At 44.6% G+C, this 15,602-nt stretch carries 13 protein-coding genes and 3 tRNA genes; 14 read left to right on the top strand and 2 right to left on the bottom strand.

The features are described 5' to 3' along the window. Positions 1–5 precede the first annotated feature (5 nt). From AC3WU2_RS01775 to AC3WU2_RS01795, 5 genes are all read left to right on the top strand, one after another. Entirely contained in the window at positions 6–1,496 is a 1,491-nt protein-coding gene (locus tag AC3WU2_RS01775; RefSeq protein WP_492450750.1) for an ABC transporter substrate-binding protein, read from the top strand. Between the two features lie 108 nt (positions 1,497–1,604). Then, entirely contained in the window at positions 1,605–1,769 is a 165-nt protein-coding gene (locus tag AC3WU2_RS01780) for a hypothetical protein (protein WP_018756644.1), read from the top strand. A gap of 87 nt (positions 1,770–1,856) precedes the next feature. Next, positions 1,857–1,933: transfer RNA gene (locus tag AC3WU2_RS01785), tRNA-Met, on the top strand. Between the two features lie 26 nt (positions 1,934–1,959). Beyond that, a tRNA-Ile gene (locus tag AC3WU2_RS01790) sits at positions 1,960–2,036 on the top strand. A gap of 101 nt (positions 2,037–2,137) precedes the next feature. After that, positions 2,138–2,210, top strand: a tRNA-Val gene (locus AC3WU2_RS01795). A gap of 158 nt (positions 2,211–2,368) precedes the next feature. Here AC3WU2_RS01795 and AC3WU2_RS01800 read toward each other — a convergent pair. Beyond that, positions 2,369–2,770: a PH domain-containing protein gene (locus AC3WU2_RS01800; RefSeq protein ID WP_379342717.1), complete on the bottom strand. Its 402-nt coding sequence runs from the start codon at positions 2,768–2,770 to the stop codon at positions 2,369–2,371. Positions 2,771–3,162: 392 nt separating this feature from the next. Here AC3WU2_RS01800 and AC3WU2_RS01805 point away from each other — a divergent pair, with 392 nt between their 5' ends. The 6 genes from AC3WU2_RS01805 to AC3WU2_RS01830 all read left to right on the top strand — a co-directional run bounded on the left by AC3WU2_RS01805 (position 3,163) and on the right by AC3WU2_RS01830 (position 12,422). After that, the gene (locus tag AC3WU2_RS01805) at positions 3,163–4,914 is read left to right on the top strand and encodes a sensor histidine kinase (protein WP_492450754.1); all 1,752 of its coding nucleotides are present in this window, start codon (positions 3,163–3,165) and stop codon (positions 4,912–4,914) included. Continuing rightward, positions 4,907–6,592, top strand: coding sequence for a response regulator transcription factor (locus tag AC3WU2_RS01810; RefSeq protein ID WP_492450757.1), 1,686 nt, complete (start codon positions 4,907–4,909; stop codon positions 6,590–6,592). Before AC3WU2_RS01805 ends, AC3WU2_RS01810 begins: the two co-directional genes overlap by 8 nt. An 84-nt stretch (positions 6,593–6,676) precedes the next feature. After that, entirely contained in the window at positions 6,677–8,359 is a 1,683-nt protein-coding gene (locus AC3WU2_RS01815) for an extracellular solute-binding protein (RefSeq protein ID WP_492450759.1), read from the top strand. Between the two features lie 79 nt (positions 8,360–8,438). Further along, positions 8,439–9,350 (top strand): ABC transporter permease, encoded by a 912-nt coding sequence (locus tag AC3WU2_RS01820; RefSeq protein WP_492450762.1) that lies wholly within the window; start codon positions 8,439–8,441, stop codon positions 9,348–9,350. A gap of 12 nt (positions 9,351–9,362) precedes the next feature. Further along, positions 9,363–10,247, top strand: a complete 885-nt coding sequence (locus tag AC3WU2_RS01825; RefSeq protein ID WP_492450764.1) for a carbohydrate ABC transporter permease — start codon at positions 9,363–9,365, stop codon at positions 10,245–10,247. Positions 10,248–10,349: 102 nt separating this feature from the next. After that, positions 10,350–12,422, top strand: a complete 2,073-nt coding sequence (locus AC3WU2_RS01830; protein WP_492450767.1) for a DUF5054 domain-containing protein — start codon at positions 10,350–10,352, stop codon at positions 12,420–12,422. Between the two features lie 289 nt (positions 12,423–12,711). Here the strand turns inward: AC3WU2_RS01830 and yjcZ are convergent, their stop codons facing one another. Beyond that, on the bottom strand, positions 12,712–12,825 hold the full coding sequence (yjcZ, locus tag AC3WU2_RS01835) for a sporulation protein YjcZ (protein ID WP_018756641.1): 114 nt from the start codon (positions 12,823–12,825) through the stop codon (positions 12,712–12,714). Positions 12,826–13,034: 209 nt separating this feature from the next. On the opposite strand from yjcZ, the gene AC3WU2_RS01840 reads away from it, so the two are divergent. From AC3WU2_RS01840 to AC3WU2_RS01850, 3 genes are all read left to right on the top strand, one after another. Next, entirely contained in the window at positions 13,035–13,775 is a 741-nt protein-coding gene (locus AC3WU2_RS01840) for an MBL fold metallo-hydrolase (RefSeq protein WP_492450770.1), read from the top strand. Between the two features lie 461 nt (positions 13,776–14,236). Then, the gene (locus AC3WU2_RS01845) at positions 14,237–14,974 is read left to right on the top strand and encodes an SDR family NAD(P)-dependent oxidoreductase (protein WP_492450773.1); all 738 of its coding nucleotides are present in this window, start codon (positions 14,237–14,239) and stop codon (positions 14,972–14,974) included. 64 nt (positions 14,975–15,038) lie between these two features. Then, positions 15,039–15,596: a phosphoesterase gene (locus AC3WU2_RS01850; protein WP_492450776.1), complete on the top strand. Its 558-nt coding sequence runs from the start codon at positions 15,039–15,041 to the stop codon at positions 15,594–15,596. Positions 15,597–15,602 lie beyond the last annotated feature (6 nt).

A 15,602-nucleotide genomic window follows, 5' to 3' on the forward strand; every position in this document is an offset into this window, starting at 1 on the left:
TTAGGATGAAGACAAAGTGGAGTAAGAAGCTGTTAATGGTTACGTTAAGTTTGTCATTATTCGCTCCTGTTCTTGCGGCATGCAGCAAGGGTGAAAGCGAGGAAGCTGGACAAGAGAAAGTATTACGGATTGGTACGATCTATAGTTACGGAGGCGATGACTCCTATCTACGTCAGCAATATACAGATATCTATGAATATACGCATCCGAATGTGAAGATTGAATTCGTATCAGCGATTGACAATAGCAACTATCGTTATGAAGAGCCGAAGCCAGATCAGAAGCAACCGGATCCATACGAAGAAACGAAGAAGCTGCTCTCGGGTCCAAATGCTCCTGACGTGATGATTATGGACACGAATGTGTATAAGAAGCTCGTTCGTGAGAATATGTTGAAACAGCTGGATCCAATGATCCAACAAGATAAATTTGATACGACAGATATTGTTCCGACGGTTATGGAAGGCATTAAAGATTTGGGCGACAACAATATTTATGGTCTTGCGCCTACGTTTGGTTCATCGGCCTTATTCTATAATAAGAAATTCTTCACACAGAACAATATTGAGCCGCCTAAAGACGGCATGAGCTGGGACGATGTCTTTACGCTAGCACGCCGTTTGAAATCGGGTGAGGGTGCGAACAAGAAGTTCGGACTTCAAATGAATCGTTGGTCAGGAGATCCTTTCTATGATATGACAGGAACGTATCTCTCTGCCTTGCAGCTTCGTATGTATGATGATAAGGGCGACAAGATGACGGTTGATACACCAGCTTGGGAGAAAGCTTGGAGCACATTTGCGAAGCTGGTATCCGAGAAAGTCATTCCAACACAAAAAGACCTACAGGATGATTCGTCTAATGGTGGACGTTATAATCCGCTGCAAAGCGATAGCTTCTTGTCCGGTAAAACGGCGATGACGATTGCGGATTACAGCTATGTGAACGATATTTTGGATGCGAACAAAAATGCATCTAAAATTAAGAACTTCGAGAAAGTGGATTGGGATGTTGTAACCCTTCCAACGCATCCTGAAGCACCAGGCATTGGTGGTAACATTTATCTGAACAACTTGATGGGTATTAATGCCAAAGCTCAAAATGATAAAGATGCTTGGGATTTCATTAAGTTCTTGAATAGTGAAGAATGGGCGAAATTGAAATCACGCAGCAGCTACGAGATTGTATCCCGTAAGAAATATATTCAACCAAAGGATGGTTTGAACTATAACATTGCAGCTTTCTATACGTTGAAGCCTGTAACACCAAACAACCAAGAGATGGATTTGTATAATAAGTACCCTAACATTCTTCAAGTGGGAGAAAAAGGAAGAGAGATCTTCCAGACGGTACTTGATGGCAAGAAATCTTCTGCAGAGGGCTTGAAAGAGTGGCAAAAAGAAGGCGACAAGTTGCTGATCGAAATGAAGAAGAACCCGAGTAAGCCAGCTAACGGCATGAACGGTGGCACGACGGAAATCGTACCAGCAGGTTAAGTAAGAAGAGCCTTAAACTTCGTATGGAGTTTAAGGCTTTTTTTTCATGTTATGGGGTATTCTATAGGCATAAAGAAGACATCGTGATAAGACAGGAGCTGAGTCAATATGAAATGGATCTACTGGGGCAAGTTGTACAATACCAAATTTCAAGCGAGCTGCATCCTGAAGCGCATCGAGAATGACGCATGGATTTATGGCTATTCAGATCCGCAGGAAATCGAGATTTTTCGCTCGCGTAAGGGGCGTTACGGGGTACGATTTATCACCTAAGGTGATAATTGTTTAGAACGTTAAATTTTTCTTGACTTTACTCGTATATATAGTGTATATTTATTTTTGTCGCTATTGAATAAATGACGCGGGGTGGAGCAGCTCGGTAGCTCGTCGGGCTCATAACCCGAAGGCCGCAGGTTCAAATCCTGCCCCCGCAACCAAATTCTTATGATGATGAATTGATTAAGGGCCCTTAGCTCAGTTGGTTAGAGCGGTCGGCTCATAACCGATTGGTCGGGGGTTCGAGTCCCTCAGGGCCCACCATAGTAATCCTTGATCTATCATACATAAGTTTCAGAGATTTCTAGATTTTAGATTGACATCGCAATCAGAATTTGGTACTATAGTATTTGTCTTCATAACATGATCTGTTAGCTCAGCTGGGAGAGCACTATCTTGACAGGGTAGGGGTCAGTGGTTCGAGCCCACTACAGATCATACAAGATCAAACCTGAGAGTCCTTGATATAAGGGCTCTTTTGTTTTTATTAATATTTATTTGGATTGAACAGCCTGGTACAAGATAAACCCTTACGGAGTAAGGGTTTATTGCATTTCTGGAGTTTTTAATTCGTAGATAATTGCTTATAAGAACATCTAACGAATGAAGTCTTCTTGCGATATCGAACCTAGGATGCTGGCGGCTGTACGCACCGAGTTATTCTTTGTCAGTTCCGTTACGATAGTATCGATGTGATCGTAGACTTCTCGTGGAGCTTTAACCGATTCAAGTATTTTGATTGGTGTATCCACATCGGCAACATTGAGGTGAATCGAACCGCAACCGAATACACGCTGCCAGAATGGTAACACTAGACTCTTATCTAGTACTTTATAGAAATCCAATTCATCCTCTACCAATGAAATGAATCCTTTTCTTGTGACCAATCTTTTCTCGTACACAAAGTATTTTGTAAATGAAAGCGGCAAGCCGAAGATTGTGCGTTTTCTCCCTTCCCAAATTAACGATCCACGTGTTAGCGACTCTTTATTTGACATTTGAGTCTACCTCCTCTGAGAGAAAATTATAGAAAAATTTGAAGTCAATACCACCCTAATTGTAGCATGTTGACATGAATAACGGAACCCAGAAGCACAGCAAAAGTTCGTCGATCAAGCAATAGCGAAATTCTCTGAATGGTTTGGTGGTGGTATGGCACTCTTTTTTTATATATCACTAAAAGGAAAATAGACTTCTTCTGAAGAATATACAAGGTGATTTTACTTCCTTGGGTTTACCTCCTCTTATCGAATTGTGCTAATCATCTTTATATTTGCCTACCAAATTACCTTCTCTTACCGCTTCAAAACTCTCATCGTAGATATTCTCAGTCCGCAACATGACGACAATCCTACGTTATTTCTCATCTATATCATTTCGGGGGGAATGTATGAACGTATTCAAAGTGTTTCATGCGGGTATTTTTACGAAGCTGCTTCTATCGTTTCTCATCGTCATGATTCCTATATACGGCATCAGCATCTACATTATTCAATCAGCGGAGAACAACACCCGCGAGGAACTGTCACAATCCGTGGCTTCCAAGGTTCATTTTTATATAAGCTCTTTTGAAAATGAAATGGAGCGGATTATCCGGATCAACAAGGAGCTTATATTCAACGACGATTTCCAGAAAATTCGGACGATTGCCGCAGAATTGGACGATTACACAAGAATACAGACTATTCTCAACGTGAAAGAGAAGCTGAATCTGCTGAAAACATCAAGCTTATATGTTCAAAACGTAAAGGTGTATATCCCCTCGCTGGATAGGGGCATCTTTGCTAACAGCTACGACAATCACATTCCCGAAGATGAGTTGTATGCATTGAAAATGTCCGGCAGCTCAGGCTCGAAGATCACCTATTGGAAGAAGAGTCTTTTTCTGAGTGAGGTGTATCCCGATCCGTTCCAGAAGCTCCCTCTGACGATTGCGCTAGGAGTCGATTTATCTTCAGAGAAGCTTCGAGACACGCTTCGCCATATCATCGACATGAATGGAGCGGGCGCAGCATTGATTAACATAAAGCAGAAATGGTCATTTACGGACGGAAATAGCGATTTTAAATTGCCTGAACTAAGGAAGTTCCTCAATCATTCAGCGATACAAAGCGGGAAGAGCAATCAAGGCAGCCTAAGCATCAACGGCATGAACTATTTGATTACTTTCGAATATTCCAAGCTGCTAGACACATATTTGGCTGTCTATGTTCCGGAGGATACAGCACTTGGACCGCTGGACAAATACCGCAAACTGTTGTGGCTGCTATCCATCCTTTCAACCATTGTGATTGTTGTTTTTTCATATTGGATTTTCCAGTTAATTCATCGGCCGCTCAAACGTCTCGTCACTTCGTTCCGAAAAGTAGAGAAAGGGGACTTGCAGGTAGAAATTGACCATCATTACAGTGACGAGTTCAAATATTTGTACGGACAGTTCAATGCGATGGTTAGTCAATTGAATAAGCTGATCGGTGAAGTGTATGAGGAGCGTATCCGTTCTCAGGGAGCGGAGCTGAAGCAGCTGCAGTCGCAGATTAATCCGCATTTTCTGTATAACAGCTTTTTTATTTTGCAGGGACTCGTTCGAATGCATGATGTTCAAACGGCGGAGCGGCTTGTACAGCACCTCGGAGATTATTTTAGATTCATTACCCGGACTAGCGCCGAGACGGTTTCGCTCGAACAGGAAGTGAGCCACTCGAAGGCCTATACCGAAATTCAATCGCTGCGCTTTTCTAGGCAGATCACCGTGGAATGGGCGGAGCTTCCTAATCCGTTTCACAAGCTTCCGGTTCCGCGGCTCATTTTGCAGCCCATCATTGAAAATGCCTATGTACACGGACTGGAAGACAAAGTGGCGGATGGCATCCTGACGGTCCGGTTTGAGTCTGCAGACGAAGCTTTACGGATCAAAGTGGAGGACAATGGAGAGAACATTTCGGAAGAGGGGCTTGCTGAGCTGCAGCATGAGCTACGCTCTCACGTACTCGGAAAGGAATCTACCGGATTACTGAACGTGCACCGACGTCTAAAGTTAAGATATGGTGAATTGTATGGATTGACTGTCGACCGTGGGGCAGCGGGAGGCTTACTGGTTGTGCTGCATTTATCTACTAGGGGAGTTGATCAGGTTGAATAGATTGCTAATTGTTGACAATGAAGCTTTGATCGTCGAGACTATTGTCGATTTGTTTGATAGAAAGGCAATCCCTGAATTGGAGGTGCTAAGCGCCTACTCTTCGGCAGATGCTCTTCGCTGCATGCAAACGATCAAAATCGATATCGTACTGACGGATATTCGCATGCCGGGCATGAGCGGAATCGAGCTGCACCGGGAAATTGTAACATGCTGGCCGAGATGCAAAGTGATTTTTTTGACGGGATATAGCGATTTTGAATATATTCACGAAGCGATTCGCAACGGTAGCGTGGATTATTTGCTAAAAACAGAGGGTGACGAGGCCATCGTTCAAGCAGTACAAAAAGCAGTAACAGCTTTATCTGAAGCGGTCGCGGCAGAGGAGTTTATTACGAAATCTAAACAGCAGATGCAGCTGATTGCTCCTCGATTGCAGAAGGAGCTGCTGTGGGAGCTTGTTCAAGGGGATTTATTAACGTACGACGCTCTCAGCTTGAGCTTCCAGGAGGTTAACATCGAGCTCGAGCCGGCCAAGCCTGTCGTCGTTATGATCGGAAGGGTAGACAATTGGAATGAAGACGTTCGTTCCTTCGACAAATCTCTCTATCTATTTGCCATTCAGAATATCGCGAAGGAATATTTATCGGCTAAGGTACAGTTGATTTCGTTTGATTTTGAGAAAAAAACGAAGGTGCTTTGGCTGATTCAGCCCGCAGAACCAAAGGAAGCCTTAACTGTCGACAAGCTTATTGAGCTTCGTCAGCATTGTCTCGTATTTCTAAAGGGTGCAGCGGAAATGATCCAGGACGCATGCAGCGGCTTGCTAAAACTGAATCTATCTATCGCCATTGGAGCAACGTTCCAGGAATGGACTCAAATTGCTGAACAGTTTGATCACTTGCAGCAGCAGCTAAATCGAGGACTTGGGTTAGGGCAGCAGCTGCTTCTTCTGGAGCAATCTGTCCAAGCTGCTTCGGGCGCCCCATCGAACCACGAACGAAGAAAGCAGTTGAAAAAGCTTAACTTACTTCAGACGGTGCTCGAGAATGGGCAGAGAGACCAATTCATTGCAGAATATGCGGAGATTATGAAAGTGATAGCCGAAGGAATCGATGCGATGAATTCCATTAAAACCGAAGTCTATTATACGCTCGTATCGATTTTTTTATCATATATTAACCGCTGGGAAATTCAGAATGATATCGGAAGTAGAATCAATTTGGGGAAAATGACAGCACTCGACTGTCAACACAACTGGAAGGAAGTTGTCGATTATTTTTATCACCTAGCAGAGGTGCTGTTCGAACACAAGCTTTCCGGACAAGGCAATCAGGAACATGACGTAATTCGAAAGGTGCAGCGATATGTCCAGCAGAACTTGGCAGGAGACTTGACACTTAATCGAATCGGCGATGTCGTCGGCCATAACCCTTCTTATTTATCTCGGTTGTACAAGAAGGTCACGAATGAAGGCTTGTCGGACTACATTATGACGGCTCGACTGCACAAAGCGATGGAACTGCTGGAAGAAAACCGATTGAAAATTCATGAGATTTCGATTTCAGTCGGTTTTTTGTCTGAGCAATCGTTTTACCGTTTTTTCCGCAAAGCGCTTCAGAAAACGCCGCAGGAATATCGCGACAGTGTTGTCATGTCTAGAAATGCGACCCCAAAGTAAAGATAGGCGAATAGATTGCAACCGCGTTGCCCACTTATAATCAACTCGTAGAACAAAAATCTCAAAGTCGTAGGGGGTTATGAAATGGAAAGGAAGAAGTTAGGCACACTTTTAACCGCTTGCTTGGTAGGATTTTCGCTGATGGTGACGGCGTGCGGTGGAGATGAGAAAGTCAACGAAGCTTCGCAGCAGCCGGCAGATAGTCAAGCGACAACCGCTCCGGCAGATAACAAAAGCCCTGAAGTAAATTACGACCCGATCGGCAAATACGATCCGCCCATTGAGGTTCATTCGGTGCGTATGGCACTGCCGGCCGATCGCTTTGAGAATGGCGATACGAACGAAAACAATGTTTGGACAAGGGAATATGAGAGCGCTCTCGGCGTGAAGCTCGTGTATGACTGGTTGGGTGACCCAAGCGGCGACAGCAACAAATTGGACATTTCGATCGCATCCAATGACATCCCGGATGTATTCGGTGCAAATACGAAGCAGATGAACCAGTTGGTAGAAGGCGACCAAGTTCAGGACTTAACAGAGGTATGGGAAAAATATGCTTCACCTGCGCTGAAGGAGCTGGCAAATCAAGATGGCGGACTAGCGCTAAAGTCAGCAACGTTCAACGGCAAATTAATGGCGATTCCGAAGTTTGGCGGCAACATTACGAACGCTGATATTTTATGGATCCGTACCGATTGGCTGGATAAATTGAAATTGCAGCCGCCTAAGACGATGGACGAATTGCTGAAGATCTCTGAAGCGTTCATTAAGCAGGATCCAGACGGAAACAAAAAAGCCGACACCTTCGGCTTGGCCATCAGCAAAGAGCTTACAGGTTTAACGGGTTATTATAATGGATTCCATGCTTATCCGGGCATTTGGATTAAAGATGCTTCAGGGAAGCTGATGAACGGCAACATTGCTCCAGAAATGAAAACAGCGCTTGCGAAGCTGCAAGAACTGTATAAAGCAGGTTTTCTGGATAAGGAATTTGCTGTGAAAGACGGCGGGAAAGTGACTGAATCGATCTCGCAGAACAAAGTGGGTATTTATTATGGCGCCAACTGGTATTCCTACTGGCCGTTCAACGATGCTAGAAAGCAAAATCCAGGCATGGAATGGAAGCCGTACCCGATCGTGTCCGCAGACGATAAGCCCGCGATACCGGGTGTAGGATTCCCTGTCTATGAATATGAAGTGGCAAAGGTTGGTTACGAGCATCCGGAAGTCATTGTCAAAATGCTGAACTTATGGTTGGAGCGTGCCTATGGCAAGACAGCTGACTGGGAGAAATACGCGCTTTCAGCGAAAGGCACGGAGCTGTTCCAGTATCCGCTATTCCAGGTGTTCGCGCCCAATAAAGATGTTCCAGATAACTACCTCGCCGTGAAAGGGGCAGTGGAGTCCGGTGATGTGTCAAAGCTGAATCCGGAGCAGAAGGCTATCTATGATAAAGTCACGGCTTTCAAAAACGGTGACGACTCACAATGGGCAACCTACCGTCAGGCAGGTCCAACGGAATCCTCGTTCGAAGTGCTTGCCGGCTATAAGGATACATTACTGACGACGGCTTATCTGGGAGCTAATACACCGACGATGGTCGAAAGACAAGGTGTGCTGGACAAATTGCAAAACGAAACATTTACCAAAATCATTATGGGCGCTGCTTCCATCAACGAGTTCGATAAATTTGTTGAGCAATGGAAAAAGCTTGGCGGCGATCAAATTACAGCAGAAGTCAACGAATGGTACGCAAAGCAGCAATAACAAGCTGAATTTAGAAAGTGACAGGGGGGATCACACTCCCCTCTCTCTTTACTTCATGGGGATAAGAGGAGGTACCGATATGCGTAAAAGGTGGATCAGGGAGCTTCCGCTGCATGCAATGATCTTGCCTAGCTTCATTTTGGCTATCATTTTTAGCTATATCCCGATGGTTGGCATCGTCATTGCGTTCCAAAAATTTACTCGCATACGCGGCAACGGTCTAATGGGTTTTTTTAATTCAAAATGGGTCGGTTTCGACAATTTCACTTACATTTTTATGCTTCCGGATACGGTGCAGGCAATCAAAAACACAGTCATTATCGCCTCATTGAAAATATGTACTGGACTTATCGTGCCGATTATCATCGCACTACTTTTGAATGAGATTCGTAATGCATTAATCAAACGCGGGATTCAGACACTGATTTATTTACCGCATTTTTTGTCCTGGATTATTTTGGGCGGCATATTAATCGATATTTTGTCTCCCGAAACAGGCATTGTTAATCAACTGCTGGGATTTCTGGGCGTAGAGCCCATCTTTTTCTTAGGCAGCAACCACTGGTTCCGTCCTGTACTTATTATCTCGGATATATGGAAGGAATTCGGATTCAGTACCATCGTTTATTTAGCGGCTATTACGAGCGTAAGTCCGATATTATATGAGGCGGCTCTCATCGATGGCGCATCACGCTGGCAGCAGACGAGGCATATTACACTTCCGGTAATCCTCCCCATTGTTATTCTCATGTTGACGTTGAGTTTGGGGAACGTGCTTAATGCCGGCTTCGATCAAATTTTTACCCTTTACAATGCGACCGTATACGAGACAGGAGATGTATTGGACACACTTGTGTACCGGACCGGTGTCGTCAATGCGCAATACAGCGTCGCAACTGCAATTGGGCTGTTCAAATCCGTCGTATCTTTATTGTTAATCAGCATTTCGTATTGGCTCGCGTATCGTCTATCCAACTACCGTATATTTTAGGGGGACATTGCTATGTTTCATCGTCCGTCATTCACATATCGGCTGTTCAGTTTGTGCAACTATGTGTTTCTTATTTTTCTATCCTTATTATGTCTTGCTCCGATGGTGCATGTACTTGCCCTATCATTTAGCACCAGTACTGCCGCATCATCCGGGCTGGTTAAGCTGTGGCCGGTCAATTTTACACTCTCATCTTATTCGTTTATTTTGCAGAACTCTCAGTTCTTAAAGTCATTTGTCATTTCGATTGAAAGATCCGTTCTAGGTGTATCGATCAGTATGTTCCTGACGATATTGCTTGCTTACCCATTGTCTAAGGAAGTGAAAGATTTCCGCTTCCGAACGGCATATGCGTGGTTCTTCATCTTTACGATCTTGTTCGGCGGTGGGTTGATTCCGTGGTTTATGACGATTCAGATGATGGGCTTGATGAACTCGATCTGGGGGCTTGTGCTGCCGGGTGCGGTTCAAGTATTTAATGCGGTGCTGCTGCTTAATTTCTTCCGGGGCTTGCCCAAAGAGCTGGAGGAGTCCGCTTTCATCGATGGAGCATCCCATTGGACGACGCTGTGGCGTATTCTGGTACCGATCTCGATGCCTTCGCTCGCGACGATCGTACTGTTTACGTTTGTCGGACAATGGAACTCGTGGTTTGACGGATTGCTCATTATGAAGACGCCGGATAAATATCCGCTGGCTACGTATTTACAGACAATTATTATTAAACCTGACTTTGCCAAAATCAGCATGCTGCAGGCGAAGCATATGTCCGAGATTTCGGACCGAACGACGAAAGCAGCGCAAATCATCATCGGTTCATTGCCTATTTTGCTAGTCTATCCGTTCCTTCAAAAGTTTTTTGTTAAAGGCATTGTCGTAGGTAGTGTGAAGGAGTAGTATGTGGGTTAGATAGACAAACATGTCCGCTGCACAAGTGAATGACATAGCCGCACGATGTGTGTCGGACTGACAACATGAGGCATTGGAGGAGAAGCTAGAGTGAGTACAATTAAGAGAGTCCATGTCGTATTTAAAACCCATCTGGATATCGGTTATACGCACATGGCACAAGATGTTGTCGATCGTTATATGAACAGCTTCATACCACAGGCTCTGGATTTATCGGAGAAGCTCGCTCAAGAGGAAGGACCTGTCAAATTCGTGTGGACGACAGGCTCATGGCTAATCAAGCAATTTTTACAGACAGCATCAGAGACGATGCGGGCTCGTATGGAGGAAGGAATTCGCCAAGGCAGAATCGTATGGCACGGCTTGCCTTTCACGACACATACAGAGCTCATGGATGAACGCCTGTTCGAGTATGGGTTATCGTTATCTCAAGATTTGGATAAAACGTTTGGCCGTTCTACCATTGCTGCCAAAATGACGGACGTTCCTGGTCATACGATCGCGATGGTTCCGCTGTTAGCGAAAAGCGGTATTCAATATTTACATATCGGCGTCAACGATGTATCCAAAAATCCGAGTGTACCGAAAATGTTTGTATGGCGGGCAGCGGATGGTTCTGAAATTATAGTGAATTATGCCGATGCTTATGGTAAGCCTTTTCATCTGGAAGGTATGGAGGATGCGTTGTACTTTGCTCATACACATGATAATTTCGGTCCTCCTAAATTGGAAGAAGTGAAAGGGCTCTATGATCAGCTGCAGCGCGATTATCCGGGTGCTAGTATAATGGCGTCAACCATGGATGCCTATGCAGAAAAGCTGCAGACGGTGAAGCACCGTTTGCCGATGATCACCGAAGAAATCGGTGATTCATGGATCCATGGCGCCGCCTCTGACCCATGGAAAATCGCGCGTTACCGTGAGCTGCTGCGTCTGCGCGACAAGTGGCTGGATTCAGGTGCGCTTGATGTACAGAGCGAGGCATATGACCGATTCTGTGACAATATGATGCTTATTCCGGAGCATACTTGGGGAATGAATTCATCCGTGTATCTTGTTGATTTTACGAACTATTCGCCATCTGATCTAGCTGCCGCGAGGAAGCGGGACGTGATCGATGACGCGAAGTGGAAGAAATTCGATTACCTCCGTAACCAAGCAGTTCCAGATCGCCGCTTCAGCTCTTATGAGAGCTCGTGGCAAGAACAGCGTGACTACTTAAATCAGGCAATTGCTGCCTTACCTGAAGATTTGGCTGAAGAAGCGGTAACTGCGCTTGAACAACTAAGCCCTTCGATGGACGGTAAAGTGTTTGATCAATCTAAGTCTCTACAGATCGGTGAATACTACGAGCTTGGAGCTTTCCGGGTCGCCTTCGCTTCTGATGGATCGATCTGTTCCTTGACGGATAACAGCGGAAAAGTATGGGCCGATGAAGAGCATGAGCTGGGCAAATTCCGATATGAAACGTTCAGTAAAGAAAGCTATGATCGCTATTTCCAAGAATATGTGACCAATTTGCCTAGACATCACGGTTGGGCTGATAACGACTTAGGCAAGCCGGGGATCGAATATGTTGATCCTAAGCCAGTGCATAAGCTGTTTAAGGCGAGAGCCGACAAAATTATGCTGGATAGACAGCCGGAGTACGACGTAGTAAGTATCGATTTACAGCTACCGGACGACGTATGTGAGCATCATGGAGCTCCTCGGAAGCTGAATGTCCTATATAAATTCCAGCGCAGCGGTCCGCATATTGAAGTCGAACTGCAATGGCAGGAGAAACAAGCGTGCCGCTTGCCTGAGGCGAGCTGGTTTTCTTTCGCGCCACTCGTCGACAATCCGAATATGTGGGAAATGGATAAGCTGGGGCGCCGCATTTCGCCGCTGTCTGTCGTCAAGAACGGCAACAGGAATTTGCACGGGGTTCAAACAGGCTTGTACTATGGGGGGGCGGACGGTACGGCGTTCATCGAGACATTGGATGCGCCAATTGTTTGTCCGGGTGAAAGAAGAATTCTGGAATTCGACAACACCTTCGTTCCGTTGGACCGCGGTTTTCATTTTAATTTGCACAACAACGTGTGGGGAACGAACTTTGTCATGTGGTTCGAAGATAATATGAAATACCGATTCCGGCTTACGCTGCAATCGAATGAATGAGATTAAGCGGTTTGAAGGGATAGAGTAATGTAAGGCAGGGGCGAAAATTGGATTGTACAATTTTCGCCTTCTTTATGTGGAGACATGAAACGTGATACAATGACGATTTCAGCGGATATTCTCATTTAGCAGCGGGTCATAGGTAAATAAGCTGCCTCCAGCACCATGCCGGGAGCAGCTTATTACGTAAGGCTTTTATAATGGATACCAAGGGTTTGGACTAGCTCTCGATGTTTATCTCCATTGACGACAATAAACACTAAAAGTACTTAAGGGGCATTATTAGTTATTAAATACCGAATCCAAAGCCACCCATACAACTGCAGGCGACGATAACTAATAAGATGAACAATACAAGAATTGTACCAGTGTTTGTAAAAGCTCCACCAACTAAACCGGACATGTAAGCACCTCCCTAACTTTTAGTACTCGATATGTTATGAAGGCAGCTCTCTCTTGGTTTGGGTGATTGTTCCTAGTTATTCATAATTGATTGCAATATTTAATTTTTAGCACTAACCTTACTTTAACTGATTGTCGTAGAATTTGATGTCTGAGTTCGAATTACTTATAATCAGGTATCTAAATGTTGCTTGGGATGGAGGTATTGGTATGATTAATTATCAGTTACTTGATATTGAATTTGAGTTTAACGGACAAAAACAGGCTATCACCCCGGTTCTGCTACGGGATGAACACGATACCATTCTCGTCGACTGTGGTTATCCTAATTTTATATCTCGTCTTGAAGAAGCGGCTAACCGGAACGGCGTCAAGCTGGAGTCAATTACAAAATTGATTGTGACCCATCACGATATGGACCATTATGGATCACTTGCTTCTCTTAAGCAGCTGTATCCACATATTGAAATCATCGCGCATGATCTTGAAATACCGTATATTGAAGGAAGACAAAAGTCGTTGCGACTTGAACAGGCTGAATCAACGTATAATGATCTGCAGGCCGAAGAAAAACCAGGTGCTGAACAATTTATTCGCTTCTTACAGTCCTACGAGCCAGCTGCCGTTGACCGTTCGGTATCTCATGGAGACAAGTTTCCTTGGTGCGGCGGTATTGAGATCGTACATACCCCTGGCCATATGCCTGGGCATATTTCGTTATATTTGCCAGAGAGCAGAACTCTGATTGCGTCAGATGCCGTCGTGATTGAAGATGGCACATTCAACATCGCTAATCCTACCTATACCCTGAATCTAGAAGAGGCTGTCAATTCCGTTCAGCTGTTGCTTAACTACGACATTGAGCAGATTATCTGCTATCATGGAGGATTATTTCATGGGGATATCAAGCAAGCGCTCAGGAAGCTCATTCTTACATATAGTGCAGGATAGAGCAGTGTGTGTCGCTTGCGATATCGAAGGATACGCAGTCGATTGAGTTGATCACTGTCTTACTAAATAAAATCAGGCTGCCGAATGAATGAACCTTCATCGGTGGCTTTTTTACATTTCTGATGTCCAAGTAGTTGACATGGAGAAGAAGGTAAATGGCAGGAGTGAATCGAATTTATGAACATGTATGCTCCTGATCGAGGTATCTATCGAATGCATGGACGACGCCAGAGCTCGTAGAAAAAGCGTATATAGGGATGTTAGAGTTTCTTCAAAATACATAACTCTGTCTTGATATGGAAGCAACAGAATAGAATAATAATGGGTGAACGCGGTGCAGCATTTAAGCGACGATGAATTACTATAATGAGAAGATTTGGTCTTCCAACTAAATCATCATTCGTGAACGGTTGAACGTGAGCTCATATCATAGATATTTGTTAACTATTGGAGGAGATGCAATGCGTCGGAATCATTTCATTATTACAGGGACTTCAAGAGGAATTGGTGAACAGTTAGCCAAAATGCTGCTGGAGCAAGACCACAAGGTCCACGGCATATCCAGAGGGGATTCTAGCCTGACGGAGTTTCAGAATTATACACATATTCATTATGATTTAAGTGATACCTCGGGGATTGAGAACCTGATGGATACGGTGTTCAACCAAATCGATCTCCATCATGCGGATATGATTTGTCTCGTGAACAACGCAGCTATGGCAGAGCCGCTCAAGCCGATCGAGCAATGTACGCTAGGTGAGATCCATAAAAACCTCCAGATCAGTCTCGTCGCACCGATGCTGCTAACCTCTTGTTTTATCAATTTATCGGAGAACGTACGAATCCGGCGTAAAATCATCAATATATCATCCGGATCAGGCTCCTATCCCGCACCGGATATGAGTGTGTATTGCACGGCCAAGGCGGGCTTGAATATGTTCTCGCAATGTGTCGGCTTAGAGCAAGGCAGAAGCCAATTCCCTGTAGAAATTATTGCTGTAGACCCCGGCATGGTCGATACCGAGATGCAGATGCTCGCAAGGGAGAAGAACGCTCAAGAATTTGAGATGGCCAAGTATTTTAAACATGCACATCAAACAGGACAGTTACTCTCAACGGAAGCCCTGTGCAGGCACTTATTGAACATGATTGAGAAAACATTCGAACCCGGTAAGCTTGTAAAATATACGGATGCCTAAGAGGCGAGGCCGATTGTAGTCGTAAATTCAGATCGTTTCTCTTATTTTGACAGAAATCCAAAACATGTTAGACTCTATAGAGAAAGAAGGATTCGCGAAGGGACGTGACTTCATGCAGCAGGTTTTCTTTACATCCGACCATCATTTTGGTCATCGCGGCATTATTGATTTTGAATCGAGACCTTTTCAGAGCGTTGAGGAAATGGATCGGTATATGATAGAGCGTTGGAATGCTGTCGTGAAGCAAGAAGATAAAGTTTTTCATCTCGGAGACTTCTCCTTCTGGAATCGTGAGCGGACCCGAGACATTGTCAGTCAGCTGAACGGTTATAAGCATCTGATTCTAGGCAATCATGATCGAGGGCGTTCGCGTACGTGGTGGCTGGATGTAGGATTTAATGAAGTAAGTGAGCATCCGATGATATACCAGCAATTTTTCTTCCTCACGCATGAGCCGATGTATATGAACAGACATATGCCTTTTGTGAATGTGCACGGACATATCCATGGCCAGAAGTATGAGGGGAAGAGTTATTTCAACGTAAGTGTTGAACACTGGGACTATCAACCCATTTCATTCGAACAGATTCGAGATTCGGTAGTCGTTAGTGAAGAGCAGTAACACAGC

The organism is Paenibacillus sp. EB106-05-06-XG162, assembly GCF_058791655.1.

What these genes read in the sequence shown, in the direction of transcription:
- AC3WU2_RS01820 (WP_492450762.1), top strand. Translation starts at nt 8,439, where the DNA reads ATGCGTAAAAGGTGGATCAGGGAGCTTCCGCTGCATGCAATGATCTTG.
- AC3WU2_RS01850 (WP_492450776.1), top strand. Translation starts at nt 15,039, where the DNA reads ATGTTAGACTCTATAGAGAAAGAAGGATTCGCGAAGGGACGTGACTTC.
- yjcZ (WP_018756641.1), bottom strand. Translation starts at nt 12,825, where the DNA reads ATGTCCGGTTTAGTTGGTGGAGCTTTTACAAACACTGGTACAATTCTT.
- AC3WU2_RS01780 (WP_018756644.1), top strand. Translation starts at nt 1,605, where the DNA reads ATGAAATGGATCTACTGGGGCAAGTTGTACAATACCAAATTTCAAGCG.
- AC3WU2_RS01815 (WP_492450759.1), top strand. Translation starts at nt 6,677, where the DNA reads ATGGAAAGGAAGAAGTTAGGCACACTTTTAACCGCTTGCTTGGTAGGA.
- AC3WU2_RS01800 (WP_379342717.1), bottom strand. Translation starts at nt 2,770, where the DNA reads ATGTCAAATAAAGAGTCGCTAACACGTGGATCGTTAATTTGGGAAGGG.
- AC3WU2_RS01775 (WP_492450750.1), top strand. Translation starts at nt 6, where the DNA reads ATGAAGACAAAGTGGAGTAAGAAGCTGTTAATGGTTACGTTAAGTTTG.
- AC3WU2_RS01805 (WP_492450754.1), top strand. Translation starts at nt 3,163, where the DNA reads ATGAACGTATTCAAAGTGTTTCATGCGGGTATTTTTACGAAGCTGCTT.
- AC3WU2_RS01840 (WP_492450770.1), top strand. Translation starts at nt 13,035, where the DNA reads ATGATTAATTATCAGTTACTTGATATTGAATTTGAGTTTAACGGACAA.
- AC3WU2_RS01825 (WP_492450764.1), top strand. Translation starts at nt 9,363, where the DNA reads ATGTTTCATCGTCCGTCATTCACATATCGGCTGTTCAGTTTGTGCAAC.
- AC3WU2_RS01845 (WP_492450773.1), top strand. Translation starts at nt 14,237, where the DNA reads ATGCGTCGGAATCATTTCATTATTACAGGGACTTCAAGAGGAATTGGT.